General features: G+C 59.2%; 16 protein-coding genes and 3 tRNA genes. 13 read left to right on the forward strand and 6 right to left on the reverse strand.

The annotated features are described in order from the left end of the window. The first annotated feature begins 80 nt into the window (after window positions 1–80). The 5 genes from IE095_RS18670 to IE095_RS00320 all read left to right on the forward strand — a co-directional run bounded on the left by IE095_RS18670 (window position 81) and on the right by IE095_RS00320 (window position 5,424). A complete protein-coding gene (locus IE095_RS18670; protein WP_189409378.1) occupies window positions 81–1,061 on the forward strand; it encodes a calcium-binding protein in 981 nt (326 codons plus the stop codon). Between the two features lie 105 nt (window positions 1,062–1,166). After that, entirely contained in the window at window positions 1,167–2,645 is a 1,479-nt protein-coding gene (locus tag IE095_RS18510) for a calcium-binding protein (protein ID WP_189409379.1), read from the forward strand. 82 nt (window positions 2,646–2,727) lie between these two features. Continuing rightward, window positions 2,728–3,702: a calcium-binding protein gene (locus tag IE095_RS00310; protein WP_189409380.1), complete on the forward strand. Its 975-nt coding sequence runs from the start codon at window positions 2,728–2,730 to the stop codon at window positions 3,700–3,702. A 52-nt stretch (window positions 3,703–3,754) separates the two neighbouring features. After that, a tRNA-Val gene (locus IE095_RS00315) sits at window positions 3,755–3,830 on the forward strand. 190 nt (window positions 3,831–4,020) lie between these two features. Continuing rightward, window positions 4,021–5,424 (forward strand): calcium-binding protein, encoded by a 1,404-nt coding sequence (locus IE095_RS00320; RefSeq protein WP_189409381.1) that lies wholly within the window; start codon window positions 4,021–4,023, stop codon window positions 5,422–5,424. Between the two features lie 48 nt (window positions 5,425–5,472). Here the strand turns inward: IE095_RS00320 and IE095_RS00325 are convergent, their stop codons facing one another. Together IE095_RS00325 and IE095_RS00330 are read right to left on the reverse strand one after the other, a co-directional pair. Then, complete coding sequence (locus IE095_RS00325; RefSeq protein ID WP_189409382.1) at window positions 5,473–6,666, reverse strand: hypothetical protein; 1,194 nt, start codon at window positions 6,664–6,666, stop codon at window positions 5,473–5,475. Next, complete coding sequence (locus tag IE095_RS00330) at window positions 6,663–7,415, reverse strand: hypothetical protein (protein WP_189409383.1); 753 nt, start codon at window positions 7,413–7,415, stop codon at window positions 6,663–6,665. The genes IE095_RS00325 and IE095_RS00330 overlap by 4 nt, the downstream gene beginning before the upstream one ends. A 168-nt stretch (window positions 7,416–7,583) precedes the next feature. Here IE095_RS00330 and IE095_RS00335 point away from each other — a divergent pair, with 168 nt between their 5' ends. From IE095_RS00335 to IE095_RS00360, 6 genes are all read left to right on the forward strand, one after another. Then, window positions 7,584–8,522, forward strand: a complete 939-nt coding sequence (locus IE095_RS00335; RefSeq protein ID WP_189410105.1) for a pirin family protein — start codon at window positions 7,584–7,586, stop codon at window positions 8,520–8,522. 71 nt (window positions 8,523–8,593) lie between these two features. Next, entirely contained in the window at window positions 8,594–10,663 is a 2,070-nt protein-coding gene (locus IE095_RS00340; RefSeq protein ID WP_189409384.1) for a hypothetical protein, read from the forward strand. A gap of 93 nt (window positions 10,664–10,756) precedes the next feature. Beyond that, window positions 10,757–10,833, forward strand: a tRNA-Asp gene (locus tag IE095_RS00345). A 35-nt stretch (window positions 10,834–10,868) separates the two neighbouring features. Then, window positions 10,869–10,945: transfer RNA gene (locus tag IE095_RS00350), tRNA-Asp, on the forward strand. A gap of 83 nt (window positions 10,946–11,028) precedes the next feature. After that, the gene (locus tag IE095_RS00355; protein ID WP_189409385.1) at window positions 11,029–11,691 is read left to right on the forward strand and encodes a class I SAM-dependent methyltransferase; all 663 of its coding nucleotides are present in this window, start codon (window positions 11,029–11,031) and stop codon (window positions 11,689–11,691) included. 119 nt (window positions 11,692–11,810) lie between these two features. Continuing rightward, entirely contained in the window at window positions 11,811–13,304 is a 1,494-nt protein-coding gene (locus IE095_RS00360) for a calcium-binding protein (RefSeq protein WP_189409386.1), read from the forward strand. A 48-nt stretch (window positions 13,305–13,352) separates the two neighbouring features. Here the strand turns inward: IE095_RS00360 and IE095_RS00365 are convergent, their stop codons facing one another. Both IE095_RS00365 and IE095_RS00370 read right to left on the reverse strand, forming a co-directional pair. Further along, window positions 13,353–13,850: a MarR family winged helix-turn-helix transcriptional regulator gene (locus IE095_RS00365; RefSeq protein ID WP_189409387.1), complete on the reverse strand. Its 498-nt coding sequence runs from the start codon at window positions 13,848–13,850 to the stop codon at window positions 13,353–13,355. 90 nt (window positions 13,851–13,940) lie between these two features. Beyond that, window positions 13,941–14,213, reverse strand: coding sequence for an FAD assembly factor SdhE (locus tag IE095_RS00370; protein WP_189409389.1), 273 nt, complete (start codon window positions 14,211–14,213; stop codon window positions 13,941–13,943). A gap of 76 nt (window positions 14,214–14,289) precedes the next feature. Here IE095_RS00370 and IE095_RS00375 point away from each other — a divergent pair, with 76 nt between their 5' ends. Both IE095_RS00375 and IE095_RS00380 read left to right on the forward strand, forming a co-directional pair. Next, window positions 14,290–15,492, forward strand: coding sequence for a pyridoxal phosphate-dependent aminotransferase (locus IE095_RS00375; protein WP_189410106.1), 1,203 nt, complete (start codon window positions 14,290–14,292; stop codon window positions 15,490–15,492). 7 nt (window positions 15,493–15,499) lie between these two features. Continuing rightward, window positions 15,500–15,901, forward strand: a complete 402-nt coding sequence (locus tag IE095_RS00380) for a hypothetical protein (RefSeq protein WP_189409391.1) — start codon at window positions 15,500–15,502, stop codon at window positions 15,899–15,901. Window positions 15,902–15,920: 19 nt separating this feature from the next. On the opposite strand, the gene IE095_RS00385 is transcribed toward IE095_RS00380, so the two are convergent. Then, window positions 15,921–16,043, reverse strand: coding sequence for an entericidin EcnA/B family protein (locus IE095_RS00385; RefSeq protein WP_189409393.1), 123 nt, complete (start codon window positions 16,041–16,043; stop codon window positions 15,921–15,923). Window positions 16,044–16,048: 5 nt separating this feature from the next. After that, window positions 16,049–17,866 carry an extracellular solute-binding protein gene (locus tag IE095_RS00390; protein ID WP_373295383.1) on the reverse strand — a complete coding sequence of 606 codons (1,818 nt, stop codon included), beginning with the start codon at window positions 17,864–17,866 and terminating at the stop codon, window positions 16,049–16,051. Window positions 17,867–18,006 lie beyond the last annotated feature (140 nt).

Below are 18,006 nucleotides of genomic sequence, written 5' to 3' on the forward strand. Positions count from 1 at the left end.
CAAAGGGCAGGTTTTCCTGCCCTTTTCTTTTGAGCGCCCCTGTCGATCATGCGGCATCGAAACCGCAAAGGATGCGCAAGATGCCGGATTTTCATGGAACGAATTTGCCTGACAATCTGATTGGATTGGAAGGGAATGATCGGCTGGTGGGTTGGAACTCCAGCAATCTGCCGGGCGACGAAGGCCCATCGAATGACAATGACAGCCTTGATGGCCAGGGGGGTGATGATACGCTTTGGGGTGGCGCGGGCGACGATGAACTGGTCGGCGGGCTGGGCAATGACCTGCTGTATGGCGGGGCAGGCGACGACCTTTTGATTGCGGGCCATGGCGCTGACAGCCTGTTCGGTGGCGAAGGGCGGGATCACTTTGTGATGAATGCGCGTTTTTCCGGGCTTTTGGACGGCGGTGCAGGGGTGGATATCTTGCAGATCAGCTTTGCCGATCAGGGGCAAGCCGTGCATCTGAACCTGACAAACCCCGAGCGTTTGCAGAAACTGCCCGGCGGTGTCGGTGTTGTGAATATGGAGCGCGGGTTGGTTTCGGGCGGCGATGGCGATGACCGCTTGATCGGCGGGCAAAGGGCCGATGCTTTTCACGGCGGGCAGGGGGATGACTATCTTAGGGGCGGCAAGGGGAATGACTTGCTGTCTGGGCAGGGCGGGAATGATCGGCTGATGGGTGGGGCAGGCCAAGATCGCTTTCAGGATTTGCAGGGTGAGGATGTGCTGACCGGCGGAGGTGGCGCCGACAGTTTCATCTTCAATGACACTTTCGCGCATGATGGCACGCCCTCCATCACAGACTTCCAGACGGGGGTGGACGTCCTTTGGGTCGGACAGGGTGTCGCTTTCGGGATGAAGCCGGGAAAGCTGGCGGCGGATGCCTTTTGCTTTGGCCCTGCGGCGCGGGACGCAGAGGATCGGTTTGTTTATGACAAGGCCGAGGGCGTTTTGTATTTTGATCGGGATGGTTCGGGTTCGCAGGCCATGGTGCAGGTGGCGCAGTTCAACCCTAGCACGGCGATCCGTCATTTTGATTTCATGATCTTTAGCCAATAGGCCAAGCCAATAATCGAGGGGGAGAGGGCAGGTTTTCCTGCCCTTTTCTTTTTGGCCACCTCTGCAAGGATCAGCCGCAACATCCAACAGACGCGAGGGGCCGATATGGCAAAGATCACGGGGACGAACAAATCCAACACCCTTTTGGGCGGTGCCAAGGGGGATCTGATCCAAGGTTGGGCCAAGACCAACGCGCCCGGCAACCAAGGGCCCGCGACCGATGAAGATACGCTTGTTGGCATGGCAGGCAACGACACGCTGCGCGGTGGCAATGGTCGTGACCTGCTGTTTGCGGGTGAGGGGCATGACCAATTGTTCGGTGGCGCGGGGGCCGATGAACTGCTGGATGAGGCAGGCCGTGACCGGCTGTATGGCGGGGCAGGCGATGACACGCTGGACGTGGGGGATGGGCAGGACCGGGCCTATGGCGGCAAGGGGCATGACCTTTTTCTGGATGGTGCCGGCGGTGACCGCTATTTTGGGGGTGCGGGCCAGGACACCATCGCCTCGGCCTTGGGGCGGACTTGGGCCTATGGTGGGGCGGGCGATGATCGGATGATTGCCCATGCGGGTTTCGCCACCACCCTACTGGATGGCGGCAAGGGTATCGACCTTTTGGAATTGCATCTGACGGACCGCATGCAGGGTGTGGCGATCAACTTGGGCATTACGGGGAAGATACAGAAGACCGTCGGTGGGCTGACCTTTAAAGGGATTGAACGACTGGAGTTCAACGGCACGCAAGGGAACGATACCGTCACTGGCGGCCAATATGACGATGTTCTGGCGGGCGATGGGGGCGACGATCGGCTTTATGGCGGCGCTGGGGATGATTTTGTCTGGGGCGGCAGTGGCAACAATCGCCTGTTGGGCGGTGCGGGCAAGGATACTTTGATCATGAGCCCGGACGGTCGCGGCCTTGTCGACGGCGGCAAAGGCATCGACATGCTGCATATGAACCAAAGCAACAGCACGGTGGCGCTGATGCTGGATCTGTCGAAGCCCGGCACGCTGCAAAAACTGGCTTCGGGTGTGAGTGTAGTCAATCTTGAACAGGGCATCATCACAACGGGCAGCGGCGACGACCGACTGACCGGGGGGCGTTTTGCCGACATGTTCTTTGGCGGCATGGGCGACGACTGGCTGATCGGCGGCGGGGGGAACGATACACTTTCCGGCGATGCGGGGAATGACACCCTGATCGGCGGCGCTGGCAAGGATGAGTTCTTGGGCTTTCAAGGCAATGACCGGCTGACCGGCGGGGCAGGGGCCGACACCTTCCGTTTTGAAAATGTGATCGGCACCGCCTATGCCCCCACCATCACGGATTTTCAGCATGGGGTGGACAAGATCGCCCTGAACCAAGCGGTGGTGAGCACGCTGGACCTTGGAAATGTTCCCGCCCACGCCTTTGCCTTGGGAACCCAAGCGCAGGATGACACCGATCGTTTGATCTATGATGGCGGCACGGGGCGGCTTTATTACGACGCTTGGGGCAATGTCGGTGAACCGCCCGTGCTGATCGCCATTTTCAACCCCGGCACGCAGATTACGGCCAGCGATTTTTCGATCATTGGCGTTTAGGCGGCTTTCCCGCACTGTCGCTGGACAGGGCGGGACCGGCCCTGTAGCCCTAGGCGCAGAATTGCGATGAAGGATACCCGCGATGGCGAAAGTCTATGGAACCAATACGCCTGACAATCTGTTGGCAGCCCCCGGCGGCGACGCGCTTTTCGGCTGGGACAAGAGCAATGCGCCGGGCCGTGAAGGGCCAAGCACCGACCATGATACGCTGACCGGCGGCGCTGGCGACGACACGTTGAGCGGCGGGCAGGGCAATGATGTGCTTTTTGGTGGCGAAGGTCGCAATCTGCTGCTGGGTGGCAATGGCGATGATCGCGTGACGATGCTGCTGGGTTTTGGCCGCGACACGGCCGATGGCGGCAATGGGGTCGATGTTCTGACCATCGACGCCTCGGCCCAGACCAAAAAGATCACCCATGTCTTTGGTGCCGCCGACACCGAAACCGCGCTGGGCGATGGCTCGACCTATATCGGTTTTGAACGGCTGAATTTTCTGGGCGGGAAGGGCGATGACTACGTGATTGCGGGCGCCCTGTCCGACCGGCTTTACGGCGGCGAGGGCGATGACCGGCTGGTGGCGGGCGGGGGGCGCGATCAGATCTGGGGGGATCAGGGCGATGACCGCATTTACGGCGAATTGGGCCGTGACCGGCTTTATGGTGGCGACGGGGCCGATGCGCTGGGCGGGGGCGATGGCGACGATACGCTGATCGGCGGTCTGGGCAAGGACACGCTGTTTGGCCAAGAGGGCCGCGATGTGTTTGTGTTCAACGAGGCGGGCGAGAAAAACTTTGACATGATCGAGGGTTTTGATGGGTCTGAGGACCGGATCCATCTGTCTGCGGCCTTGTTCGACGATCTGGCCAAGGGCGCGCTTCGTTCCGGCCAATTTGTGGTGGGGGCCGAGGCGAAAGACGCCAATGACCGCATCATCTATACCAACGGCACAGGCAAAATCTGGCTGGATGTCGATGGTGCGGGCGGTGCTGAAAAGGTGCTTCTGGCCCAGATCGAAAAGGGCCTGATCCTGAATGCTGGGGATTTCCTGATTATCTAAGGGATCATCCCCCTTGCTCCTTCCGCGCCCTAAGGCTATCAGGGCGCGGTTCGGGTGGTTAGCTCAGTTGGTAGAGCATCTCGTTTACACCGAGATGGCCGGGGGTTCGAGTCCCTCACCACCCACCATTCCCGCGCATCCCTTTGTGACTGTGGCTTTTTTCCCCTTTATCCGGCGGAAAGCTGCGGATTTTTTCCGGCCCATCAACTCTGTCATTGACCCTTTGCCCCGCCTGCCTAGCCTGCGCGCTGCCGGGATTGATTGGTGGGGACTTATTTGTGTCCGGCAAAATCATAAACCGAAGGGACATGGAATATTATGGCGACGCAATACGGAAGCAATGTCAACGACACGCTTTTGGGCTCGGTCGAGGGCGACGAGATCTATGGCTGGGCGCAGGGCAATGCTGCGGGCGATGAGGGCCCTGCCAGCGACAACGACCATTTGGTTGGTGATCTGGGGAACGACACCATTCGCGGCGGCAACGGGGTTGATTACCTTTGGGGTGGGGCGGGTGAGGACCTGCTTTATGGCGGTGCTGGGGATGATTTTGACAACGCTGGCGATCCTGTTGAAGGTGCGCTTTCCGGTGGCGAGGGCAACGACACGGCCTATGGCGGGGCCGGGCGCGATCTGTTGTTCGGCGATACGGGCAACGACTCGTTGTTTGGCGATGCCGGGGACGATGATGCTCTGGGCGGCGAAGGCCATGACTCTCTTTTCGGCGGCGCGGGCAACGACCGGCTTTGGGGCCAGGAAGGCCAAGACAGCCTGATCGGTGGCGAAGGCAACGACTATTTTGAGGGCGGTGATGATTCCGATACGGTCGATGGCGGTATCGGGCAGGACAGCGTCTGGGGTGGCCGTGGGGCTGACCGGGTGATTGGTGGTGCGGGCAACGACCAGTTGGTGGGTGACCGCGGGGCGGAAGACACCGAAGGCGGCAATGATACGCTGCTGGGCGGGGATGGTGATGATTCCATCTGGGGTGAATCCGGGGCTGACCGTCTGGACGGTGGGGCTGGCAAAGACGAATTGGCAGGCGGCATCGGCAAGGACACGTTGTTGGGCGGTGCGGGCGATGATGTGGTCTTTGATGATCTGGGCGACGGGCTGGATTCGCTCAATGGCGGGGCGGGCACCGATTGGCTGGTGCTGGACCGGAGCGGGATGACCACGGGCCTGACTGTCAGCTTTGCCGCGGCAGGCAAGATCGGCAATGCAGACGGGGTGCGTTATACCGGCTTTGAGCGTTTCGCGGTGGATGCGGGATCAGGCAATGACAAGATCACGGGCAATGTGGGCAGCGATGATTTTGACGGCAATGCCGGGAATGACACGCTGACCGGCGGCAAGGGCAATGACGAGATCGAAGGCGGTCTGGGCCGCGATGTGTTGAGCGCGGGTGCGGGCAAAGACTGGTTCATCTTTGCCGATACGCTGGGGGGCAACAACATCGACCGGGTGATCGATTTCGTCAGCAAGGACGATACCTTCCGGCTGGATGATGGGGTGTTCAGCGGTGTTGCCTTGGGCAAGCTTGCGGCGGGGGCCTTCCGCCAGGGCAAGGTGGCCGGTGATGCCAATGACCGCATCATCTATGACAAGGCGGCGGGCAAGCTGTACTTTGACGCCGATGGCAACGGGGCCGGGGCTGCCGTGCAATTCGCCACGGTGAAGGTTGGCACGGCGATCGTCGCCGACGATTTCTTCGTGTTCTAAGGGTGATGTTGCTGGGCCCGGCCAGTCCGGGCCCAGCAAAGGACCACTTCATTCAGCGTCGAGATTTCCTGCCAACCGCGCCGCGCGCCGCGCAGTATCGTCCAAACTCGCACCCATCACTATGCCGGTGACCATAGATTGGCCCTGCGCTGCGGGTAAAAGGGAACCGTCCAATAGCCGCGTTGGCAGGAACCATCCCTCCTCGGCCGCTGGAAGAAATCGATCGATCATATCGGCCAGCGGAAGCTTGCCAGCAAAATGAAAGCCCCGGGCCGCGATAAGGCCTGAACGCTTTGACATTGCGGGATAGAACATTGCCAAAGTTGTCGAAGAGGTAAAACGAAAGTTCGGGTCAAAGACAATTAATCGCCCATCCGTCATTTGTCCAATGTCAAAGCCCGCCAAGCCCCGAAATCCGAGCTTGCGAGCTGTTTCGCCTATTCGGCGTGACAAGGCTTCGCCGTCCGCAGGAAACGGCGCCTGCGGATTGATCACACTGCCTGACAACTTGCCTGGGCTCGCGAATTCCTGTTCGGCCCAGCCTGCAAAGGCGACATCCGTGTCGTTCACAGCGATGCTGGCGCCCCAGCAGTGGTGCACCGGAACATCGTCTTCCAAAATAACGTTCGTGACGCCCGGTAGAGCTGCCAGATCGTTCAGCCCTTTATGATAGGTCACCAAATCAACGCACGGCCGAACCGCGTAGCCCCACCCCGTTGCCTGCATACCAGCGGCCTTCAGCCAGACCGGCCCATTCGGCACATGCGCAGCTGCTTGCGCCAAGGTCATGATCCGCCGCCCGGGCAGGTTTTCCGGCGGCACAAGATCGGCCAAGCGGTCTTTTGCATTCAACTGTTCCCAAAGCGCGGAAGGAATCAGCAACCCGCTTTCAGCGAAACGCCCCTCGGACAAAGGATATGGATAAAGTAGCTTGTGTCCTTTGGATATTAATTGATCCGCCAGCGCTTCCGCTTGCTCACCGCTTTCATAGACATGTAGGTCTTCATCCACCCGCATGCCCATGCGTCGATAGACATCAAGGATCGCCGGTGTCGCGCCCGACCGATGTCGGATGGTGGCCATGCCTGACATCAGGCCGAACAAGAGCGATGTTACGGTGTCCTGATTGACGGGCCGAAAACCGAGCAGGCGGGTTTTCTCCAACGATGTCCGTGCCATGAAAGCGGTCTTTGCTGGGAACATTTGTTCCGTTCGCAGGCTGGGTTCAAGAAAGCTTGTCATAGGTAATCATGTATCCCAGATGCCAGACGACGCAGGCGTGGACTTGCCGGGTCGCCAACAAAGGCCGGTGTCTTGTTGGCATCCAATAGGACGGCCCGACCCTCGTGCATCACGTAGTCAAATTTACCGAAATCGAAACCGTGCATTGCCCGCAGGGCTTCTAAGCCTTCGGGAATGTCTTCAAGGTAGTCATGTTTCACCATTGTCCCACCCTTAGCCAAAGGATGCGTCGAGTAAAGCTTCCAGCCATAGCTTTGCTGGCCCAGAAACATCCAACCCCGCACACAATAATAACCGCTATCGATCTCGGGCAGAAATTTCTCAACGATCAATCGTTTGTCTTCCCACACCCAAGGCGGAACCTTCCGTAGCCCTGACAAAACTGGGTAGTCCTTGAATGGAAGTTCTCTGGCTAGTTGCCAAGAAAATTTGGCGACTTGTGATCTCAACTTTGCTTTCCAGGATGGCTTTTTTCCCTGAGCCTCCGGGATTCCAAAATGGTTCAGATCGGTCTTGATGATGACACGACCGTCCCAGTTGCTTTCTGGCGTCACGAGCAAACTGGAAATGACTCGTTTTGAGATGTCCAAAGCTTTGCCATTCAGCAGTCGCCCACCATTCGGAATTATGGGCACTTCATTTGGTTTGATCCGCGTCTTGTTGAGGTGCAGAAAACCAAGATCCGCCCCTTCGGCCCATTTGCGCCCGGCGCTGACCTTCAAGCCGTCCTCGGCCCAGAGCTTTGCCATGACCGAGACAACATATTTGTCATGCAAGCCGCCCCGGTGATGAATGATCGAAACATGCGCCAATGGATACCTGCCTGTGCTACAAGAATGCACAGCATTTGCGCGGCGTTGGCCGATGGTGTCAACGTCATCCTGCGCTATCTTGCAAGGCAGCAACAGGAGGCACCGATGAGCTGGAACCCCATTCTTGATCCATCCATTCCCTTGGGCGATGCCGTGGACGCCATCGAAACGGTCGTCGTCGCCCGTGCCCGCGATCTGGGCGGGTTCGAGGTGCGTCGCGCGCTGCCCTCGGCCCAGCGGCAGATGGTCGGGCCTTTCATCTTTTTTGACCAGATGGGGCCGGCAGAATTTCTGACGGGGCAGGGCATCGATGTGCGCCCCCACCCGCATATCGGCCTTGGCACGGTGACCTATCTGCTGAAAGGCAAGATGCACCACCGCGATTCCCTTGGCACGGATCTTTGGATCGAGCCGGGGGCGGTGAACTGGATGCAGGCGGGGCATGGCATCACGCATTCCGAACGCACTGACGGCGAAATCCGCAAGGCACCCCATGCGCTGTTCGGTCTGCAAACCTGGCTGGCCTTGCCCAAGGACCGTGAGGATGATCCCGCCGGTTTTGCCCATGTGCCCGAGGTTGATCTGCCCGTGCTGGAGGGCGAGGGCAAAAAGCTGCGTCTGATCCTGGGCCGCGCCTGGGGGGAAAGCGTGCCTTTGGAGATGCCGTCCGAAGTGTTTTACGCCGATGCGATCCTGCAAGCCGGGGCGAGCCTTCCGCTGCCGGATGATCACGAAGACCGGGGTGTCTATGTGCTGTCAGGCTCGGTCGGGCAGGGCGGGCAAAGCTATGGGGCGGGCCAGATGCTGATCTTTCGCCCCGGCGATTCCATTTCGGTCAAGGCGGGCGAGGCGGGGGCGCATATCATGGTGCTGGGCGGGGCCACGATGGACGGGCCACGGCATATCTGGTGGAATTTTGTGGCGAGTTCCAAGGAACGGATCGAGGCCGCGAAAGAGGCTTGGCGCGCGGGGGATTGGATGCACGGAAGGTTCAAACTGCCCCCCGAAGACAATGCGGAATTTATCCCGGCGCCGGAAAGGTGATCGCGTATCGGTTGTGGGCGGGCTAGGGTTGGGGGATGTGATTCCTATATTCTGACCCGAAAGCTGTCCGCATGCGTTTGCGCTTCCTTGCCGTCTTGATGGTTTTTCCAGCTTTGGTGGTGGCAAAGGAACCTGATTTGCTTTGCGCTGGCCGCTACGCCTTGGCGCAAGAAATGCTGGATTCTGCCTACGGAAAGTATGGCACCCTCTACTCTGGCGGCAATGGTGTGCATTCTTCGGACAATGTCGGCGCGACGTTAGATCTTTATCGTCTTTGGAGTGGCCGTCCTGATCAGAAATTTAGGGATACAAATTCCGCCGATGGGATCAGGTATTGGGAGGACATTGAAACCCGCGCGACACACTTGCCAGAGCTTTTGGCGATAGCGCGTGCAACGGAACCCAGCGGGTATTTCGGCCCATCAGCTGTTTATCGCGGAACGGGGCGGGACTGGATCGAAAAGGCCTATCGTGACGTTTTTCCCTTGGCGAGTTCTACCGGACTGCTGGAGATTTCAGATTTTGAAAGACAAACCGTCGCTGCATTTTATGACGTGATTTCATTGCCCTCCCCGCCGGGTTGGTGGCTGGATGATACCAGCGCCCTTTATTCTCCACAAACAAGAGCCACGATTGCACGTTGGTCGGAGGACGATTTTCTGGTGGACTGGCTTCAAGGTATTGCATCCGCGTCAGACGATCCTGACGACGTCATTTCCTATGTCTTGCCCGGTCCTACGATTTCAGAAATGGAGATTCGCGAAAAACTGCTACGTCACTATCTTGCGATCTTTCAGAACACCGGTAACTTGGCGGCAGCGGTCGCCGCGGTTCACTTTGAAACGCCCGGTGCCAAACCTGCATTGCCATTTAGGGAATGGGAGGATGCCGTCATAAACTGCGCCGCAAGCGACGCAGTTTATGCGGCCTATGCAGTGGCGGTTTTTGAACAACGTTTCCAAGATTGGAATGACGGTTCGGAGTGGATGGACCGCCTGTATCGTCTACCGCCCGTCATGCGCGATGTCGCAATTGCGCGCGAAGCGTTGCGGGTTTTCGCGGGAGAATTTCATCTTGGTGACCGGATGGAACTATACCGGCGAGGTGACGCTTGGTCGCGCTTTGACCAACTGGCGTCGATCACCCAAAACGAAGCGCTACGCTCTTGGTTGAATGTCGGGCAAACCTATCTGTCAGATTCAATCGAGCAGGTCATTGCGGCAAACGCCGATGGACCGTTAGATCCACGAACACTTCGCGGCCTTAGTCTGCTTTCATCGCGGGATCTCTACAAATTTGCCAAAAACTTTGAAGGTGACAATGACGTTCTCTTTGACATTTATCGCGTGGCGTATTTGCGTGCCGTCGCCTTGCGAGACGCCGATTTGGCAAGGATAATTGGCAAGGAAATTATCATAAGGATGCCAGAACTTTCCAAACGTTTTTCGGGGTTCGACGAAGGAGCAGCCTCGTCGATTGAACTGGCAAGGTTTGCGCTTAGCCTTCCAGACACGCGACCTTATTTGATCAAGAGAGATGAGTCGTACCTTTTTCAAAGGGACGTTGGGATTGGCCTTCGTGAACAAAGTTTGTATACTTCGGACTTGCCCATCGAATACCGAATGGGGGGCATTTTGCAGCGCGATGTCGAAGCGTGGATGATGCTACCGTCGGGCTGGCAAAGGGCGTACCGCGGGATGCGGGGCTATACGCTGGGTTCCCTAGAGCGCGGTATTCGGCGCGGACTGGCGGAGGATTTCCCGAACCTTTCTATCGTCGCCTATCCGCCGCAAGGGCCGGGTCGTGAGGGCGTTCCGTTCGGCAAGCTGGTTGCCATTCCTGAGCTTCTACGTTTTGGCCCCGAGAATGGTCTGGTGCAAATTTTGAGCGAGGATGTCATCCGATGGGCAGAAACGGCACCTACAACTTGGTCGATCTGGCGCTGGTCATCTTATGAAGAAATGGCCGACGCCCTTGCGAAGATCGTCGCCCTGAACAAGCATAGGAATGTCGGCGAAGTGGACGGGGTTTTCCCCGGCAAGCGTGCTTTTGACCTGTTGCACCAACGTTTTGCTTTTACGGTTGCAGCGCGAAAAACCAAATACTGGCATCTTTGCGAACACGAGCGTTGCGAACGCTGAATATTCTCTTACTCGCGCCGACAAACCCCCCTTGACGTCCCCCGCACTGCCCCCTAGAACGCCCCCACATCCGGGCGGGCCTGGGTGGCGGATGCGGTGGTAGCTCAGTTGGTTAGAGTACCGGCCTGTCACGCCGGGGGTCGCGGGTTCGAGCCCCGTCCACCGCGCCAGCCGCCGCCCGCCCGCCCCGGATGTCTGAAAATGCGCGGTGGTAGCTCAGTTGGTTAGAGTACCGGCCTGTCACGCCGGGGGTCGCGGGTTCGAGCCCCGTCCACCGCGCCATTTTTCCAAAAAAGGGGGCTGTCCTGAACATCGCCGGACCGCAGACCGACCAGAACCGGCGCACCGTTGCCCGTCTGAACCGCATGGCCAGCCTGACTGGGGCCAAGCGCTATCTGGAGGTGGGGGTTTTCAAGGGCCAGACCTTTACCCATCTGCATTTCGTGCAGCAGGATGCCGTCGATCCGGCCTTTCAATTCAACACTCAACTGCATCAGGCCCCCGGACGGCGGTTCTTTCCGATCACCTCGGACGAGTTTTTCCGCACGGGGCAGGCCCTGCCCAGTTATGATCTGATCTTTCTGGATGGGTTGCACACTTTTGAGCAGACCTTTCGCGATTTCTGCGCGAGCCTCGCCCATGCCCATGCGGCGACGGTTTGGGTGATTGATGACACCGTGCCCTCGGATCTGTTTTCCGCCCTGCGCGATATGCAGACCTCGTTGAAACTGCGGGCCGAGGCGGGGCTGAAGTCGCGCAAATGGCATGGCGATGTGTTCAAGACCCTGTTTGCCATTCACGATTTCTTCCCCACCTTTGATTTCCGCACCGTGGTGGATGATGGCAATGAACAGACCATCATCGCCCGCAGTCCGCGTGCCGGGTTTGAACCGCGCTGGAATGATCTGGAGGCGATTTCGCGCCTGTCCTATCTGGATTTTCAGGCCAACCGCAGCTTGCTGAACGAAGTGTCCAGCGAAGAGATGTTCGGCTGGCTGACGGGCCTGGATCTTTCGGCCAAGCGCTAGAATCCGCCGACTCGCGCGGCTTTCGTCCATCCATATTGATCCGACTCGCCTTTGGCGCGATCCTTTGCCTGCCGGAATTTGTCGGCAGTTTTCAGAAATGCATTGGATGGAGCGATAGGATGCCCGTGGAAAATGGCACGATTGGGCCTGACACCCTGTATGGTGGGGCTGGGGATGACACGCTGAATGGTCAGGGCGGTGATGACAGCCTGCTGGGCCAAGGCGGCGCGGATGAGCTGAATGGCGCGGCAGGGAATGACACGCTGCTGGGCGGTGAGGGCGACGACAGCCTGTTCGGCGGCGGCGGGGCTGATTTTCTGGCGACCTATGGCGGTGGTCTGGAAAGCCTGCGCGGCGGGCGCGGCGATGACACGATCCTGATCACCATCGAGGCGGCGGATGGCAGCCTGATGAATGGGGATGACGGCAATGACCTTTTGCAAGTGTTCAGCGTCGCGGATTGGGTGATCCATCTGGGCAATGGCATGGCGGGCTTTGGTGCGACCGCATTTGACATCGCTGGATTTGAATCCGTCGAAGGTGGCTTTGGCGATGATGACATCCGGGGCGGCACCGGGGCGGATTGGCTGGCTGGGTTGCAGGGGGATGATTCCGTTTTTGGCCTGTCGGGCCATGACACGATTGCCCAAGGGGCCGATGGCGACGACAATTTCGCCTATGGCGGGGCGGGCAGCGATCTGCTGGATCTTTCGGATTCGACCGCGGGCTGGAGCCTTTTTGCGAACGGGCAGGGTGCGGCCAGCGACGGGATGACCGAACTGACCTTTTCCGGCTTTGAACGGGTGACGGGCAGCGCGCAAGGCGACACGGTTGAAGAAGGCACCAGTACGGATACGATCCTTGGCGGGGCGGGTTCCGACAGCATTTACATCAACGACCTTGCCTCGATGAACGACCATTTCGATGGTGGGGCGGGGACGGATTATCTGTCTTGCGAGGCGTTCGGGGGCAATCTGCTGATTGACCTAGACGCCGGAACCCTGACCGGCCACGGCGCCGCGCTGAATTTTGAAGGGGCCTCGGGCGGGTCGGGTGATGATACGCTTTTGGGCACCACGGCGGGCAACAACCTTTCGGGCTATATCGGGGCTGACAGTCTGGTGGGTCGGGGGGGGCAAGACACTTTGGCGGCAGGCAGCGCCAATGACAGCGTTTTCGGCGGCGCTGGGGCGGATCTGGCCTATGGTGGCACGGGCGCTGACCAGATCAACGGCGGGGCGGGGGCGGATACGCTTTATGGTTCTGAAGGGGCTGATACCCTTAGCGGTGGGGCGGGTGTCGATGCCTTGTGGGGCAACAGCGGGGCGGATGTGTTTGTCTGGAACACGGCGGGCGATTCCGGCACCGGCAACAACCGCGATGTTGTTCATGATTTTGCGGTGGGGGTTGACCATCTGGATCTCTCGGCCTTGGGCGATCTGACCTATATCGGCGAAGACGCATTCAACGGTGTCGCGGGCGAGGTGTCGTGGAATGTCGAAGAGGGTGCGACAATCCTGCGCGTCGATCTGAATGGCAATGGCAGCGCGGAATTTGCCATTCGCCTAGAAGGTTTGGGCGAGGGGCTGGGGGCTGGCGATCTGATCCTTTGACCACCGCAAGACCGGTTCCGAAAGGCCCTTCTGGCCCGCCGGGATCGGTCAATAGATGTAGCGGATTTGTTCCGTCCAGTAACGTTCCATCCGTTTGAGCGCCTGATTGATATCCTCCATCCCGCTGGCCGCGGTCACGCCGCGTCTGGCCAGCCCGTCGGCATGGCGCAGGAACAGTTCCGACAGCACCGCACGGACGCGCCGCCCCTTTTCTGTCAGCTTGACCCGCACCGAACGGCGATCCACTTCGGACCGCTGATGGTGCATATAGCCCAGTTCCACCAGCTTTTTCAGGTTATAGCTGACGTTCGACCCTTGATAGTAGCCGCGCGATTTCAGCTCCCCTGCCGTCACCTCATTCTCGCCGATGTTGAACAGCAGCAGCGCCTGAACCGAGTTGATTTCCAAGATACGCAGGCGTTCAAATTCATCTTTGATCACGTCCAAGAGCAGGCGGTGCAAGCGTTCCACCAGCGCCAGATTTTCCAGATAGCCCAGCATGAACGCCTTCTGCGTTCCGTCGAGGACCATGTGTTCCTGTGTCATTCATTCCCCTTCGCCCATGGCTGATGGCTCAGCATCGGCGGAAAAGGAAAACACGGGGTAAACTTGGGCCTTGTTTGGCGAAAGTTTTAGCTATTCCGCCGAAAACCGGGCACGGGCAAAGGTGCCGATCAGGGCAATCAGCGCCGCATGCGGGGCAGGGGCTGCCTGCTGGCCCAGCACCCAGGGCAGCAAGTCCTGATCATTCTCGTCCAGCAGCGCCTCATAGGCGTTGAGCATCGGGTCTGGCATTTCCGCCAGATGGGCATCGGCATAGGGGCCAAGGATCAGGTCCATCTCTTTCGTGCCCCGCCGCCAGGACCGCATCTTCAACCGTTTCAGCCGGTTTTCTGCCGTCTCGCCCATCGCCATTTCCCTTGCTCTGACTGCCCCTTGGCCCTAAGACGGCCAGCGCGAAACGTCAACAAAAGTGATCCGATCCATGGCTTTCCTGTCCGATACCCTCGCCCGCGTCAAACCCTCGCCCACCATTGCTGTCACGACGAAGGCAGCCGAGCTGAAAGCGGCTGGCAAGGATGTGATCGGTCTTGGGGCTGGTGAGCCTGATTTCGACACGCCGCAGAACATCAAAGATGCGGCGAAACGCGCCATTGATGAAGGTAAGACGAAATACACCGCCGTCGATGGCATCCCGGAACTGAAAAAGGCGATTTGCGCGAAGTTTGAACGGGAAAACGGGCTGAAATATGCGCCGAACCAGATCACCGTCGGCACGGGCGGCAAGCAGATCCTGTACAATGCGCTGATGGCGACCTGCAATCCGGGGGATGAGGTGATCATTCCCGCGCCCTATTGGGTGTCTTACCCCGATATGGTGCTGCTGGCCGGCGGCACGCCTGTGGCCGTCGCGGCGGGGATTGAAACGCAGTTCAAGCTGACGCCGGAACAGTTGGAGGCGGCGATCACGCCGAAAACCAAATGGTTCATTTTCAACTCACCCAGCAACCCCACCGGCGCTGGCTATACCCGCGCGGAACTGCGGGCTTTGTGCGATGTGCTGCTGCGTCATCCGCAGGTCTGGATCATGTCGGACGACATGTATGAACATCTGGTGTTTGACGGCTTTGAATTCACCACCCCGGCGCAGATTGAACCGGCGCTGTATGACCGGACGCTGACCTGCAATGGCGTGTCGAAATCCTATGCCATGACTGGCTGGCGCATTGGCTATGCGGGCGGGCCTGCGCATCTGATCAAGGCGATGGGGACGATTCAGTCGCAGTCGACCTCGAACCCCTCGTCGGTGTCGCAATATGCGGCGCTTGAGGCGTTGAACGGACCGCAGGACTTTTTGGCGCCGAACCGTAAGCTGTTTGAACGCCGCCGCGATCTGGTGGTGTCGATGCTGAACGAGGCGGCTGGGGTGACCTGCCCCAAGCCTGAGGGCGCGTTCTATGTCTATCCCGATATTTCGGGCTGCATCGGCAAGACCAGTGCCGGTGGGGTGAAGATCACCGATGACGAGGCTTTTGCCACGGCGCTGCTGGAGGAGACCGGGGTTGCGGTGGTGTTCGGTGCGGCCTTTGGCTTGTCGCCAAACTTCCGCGTCAGCTATGCGACGTCAGAAGAGGTGCTGACCGAGGCTTGCAAGCGTATCCAGACTTTCTGTGCTGGGCTGAAGTAGGGCCAAGATGAACGAGCTGCCGGATTATTATTTTCGGGTGCGCGAAAACGGGGCGGCGGTGTTTCGGGTGGACCCGGAAAACCGCGCCCGGCGGATCGACCTGATTGAAATCGCGGCGGTCAACATCAAGAACGGCAATGTCAAAGCGCATGGCGACCGGGCGCTGACCGAGGCGGATCAAACGGCCATCGCCGATTGGATTGCCAAGCGGCAAGCCGAACTCGCCGCGCGCGACATTGACGACATCCTGCGCGCTGTGGACCATCTGAACCTGACCGCCCATTGGGCGAACAGCAAAGCCAGCGATGCCGAGTTGGAGGTGGTCACGGATCGTCTGTTGCTGGCCATGCACGACCTGCGGCAGGTGCTGATCCGCCGCAAGGCAGACCGGTTGGGGCAAGCCGATTGAAGCCAGAAACGCGAAGGGGTTAGAACCAGCCCGCCACGCGGTTCGCCCCGCCCGAGATGTCACGCCCCACGCCATCGACGGTGGCACAGGCGGACAGGGCGGCCAAAAGGGCCAGTGCGGTGATTACCCGGATTCTCTTCATCTGCTTCACTCCTCAGACCACCAGACATCCGGGTTGAATCCCAGAAAATCCCCATACAGCGGCAGTTTTTCAGGATAATGCAGATGTTTCGCATGGGCAATGCGCGACCGGTCCAGATACCACATCGGAATGACATAGCGGCCCGCCGTCAACACCCGGTCCAGCGCATGGACGGCTGTGGTGAAATCTTCCGGGCTGCGCGCGGCCAGCATGGTGGCAATCATCGCGTCGGCTGCGGGGGAGTTCACGCCCATCCAGTTGCGCGTGCCGGGTTCAGTGAACCCTTTCGAGCCCCAATACAGTGTCTGTTCATTCCCCGGAGAAAGCGACAGTGCGCGGATGTAGTGGGTCATGTCAAAATCATAGGCGCCGGTCCGTTCGACATATTGCGCGCCGTCCACCACGGTCAGGCGGGCGTCAATCCCCAAGGGCTTTAACGCCTCGATATAGATATTCGCCGCGTCGATCATGTTTTCTTGGCCCTGCTGTAGCAGGATTTCAAAGGCAAAAACCTCGCCCTTGGCGTTCTTCAGCTTGCCATCTTCGGCCACTGACCAGCCTGCTTCTTCCAGCAGGGCCATTGCCGCCCGCAAAGCCTTGCGGTTGGATTCCGTGCCGTCGCTGGCGGGCAGGGTGTAGCCCTCGAGTGTGCCGGGCGGCAGGTCGGCCTTGAAGGGTTCCAACAGGGCGAGTTCACCGGCGCTTGCCGGTTGTGCCATATCGGCGCCCAGGATCGAGTTGGAGAAATAGCTGGCGATACGCGGCAGTTTGCTGTCGTTGATTGTCTTGTTCACCAGTTCAAAGTTGAAAACCGTGATCAGCGCTTCGCGCACACGCCAATCGGCAAACAGCGGCTTGCGGGTGTTCATCGCGAAACCCTCAATCCCGCTGGGTCGCCCGTGCGGGATTTCCGACTTGACCACCTCGCCCGCCGTCAGCGCCGGGAAATCATATTTGATGTCCCAATCGACTGGGCTCGCCTCGGTATAGGTGGTCAGTTCCCCGGCCTTGAACGCCTCAAAGATTACCGTCGCGTCGCCGAAATATTCATAGCGGATTTCATCGAAATTGTGCAGCCCGCGATAAAACGGCAGATCCTTGCCCCACCAGTTCGGGTTGCGCTGATAGCTGACAAAGACGCCTGCCTTGTAGTCGCCCACGACATAAGGCCCCGAACCGATGGGGGCATCAAAGCCACTGGCGGTGAAATCCTTTCCGTCCCACTGCGCCTTTTTCAGCACTGGCCGCAGGCCCATGATCAGCGGCAATTCCCGGTCTTCGGTGTTGAAGGTGAACTTCACCTTGTTCGGCCCGGTGATTACCGATTTTGCCACCTTGGCCCAAGCCGCCGCATAGCGCCCGTGGCCTTGCGTGCCCAAAGTCTCAAAGCTCCAGATCACGTCCTCGGGCGTCACCGGGCTGCCATCGGCGAATTTCGCCTCGGGGCGCAGGGTGAATTCCACCCAAGTCCGCGCCTCATCCGTTTCCACCGATTCGGCCAAAAGCCCGTAAAGCGTAAAGGGTTCGTCATAGCTGCGGCCCATCAGCGTCTCGACCGTCAGGGCCGCAAAACCCACGGCCGGGTTGCCCTTTTGAATGAACGGGTTCAGCGAATCGAAGGCCCCGCTGGCCCCAAAGACCACCCGACCGCCCTTGGGGGCATCCGGGTTGGCATAGGGCAGCGACACAAAATCCGGTGGGAGGGCCGGTTCGCCATACATAGCTATACCGTGCTGGGGTTCGGCCAGCGCCATTCCCCCCCACAGAATCGCCAAACTGGCCAGCAAACCACGGCGCATCGGGGCGATCAAAGCCTGTCTCATTCCGGCAACATCCCTGTGACTGTTCTGATTGTTGCCGCAAACCATACGCAGGGTTTCCAGCCATATCAAACTTTTAACTTGGCCACCGGCAGGCATCGGCGTATATAGGCCTTACTGCTCGATAGGTTTCTTGCCTGTAT

The sequence above is a fragment of the Neogemmobacter tilapiae genome (genome assembly GCF_014652215.1).
Taxonomy (GTDB): domain Bacteria; phylum Pseudomonadota; class Alphaproteobacteria; order Rhodobacterales; family Rhodobacteraceae; genus Neogemmobacter; species Neogemmobacter tilapiae.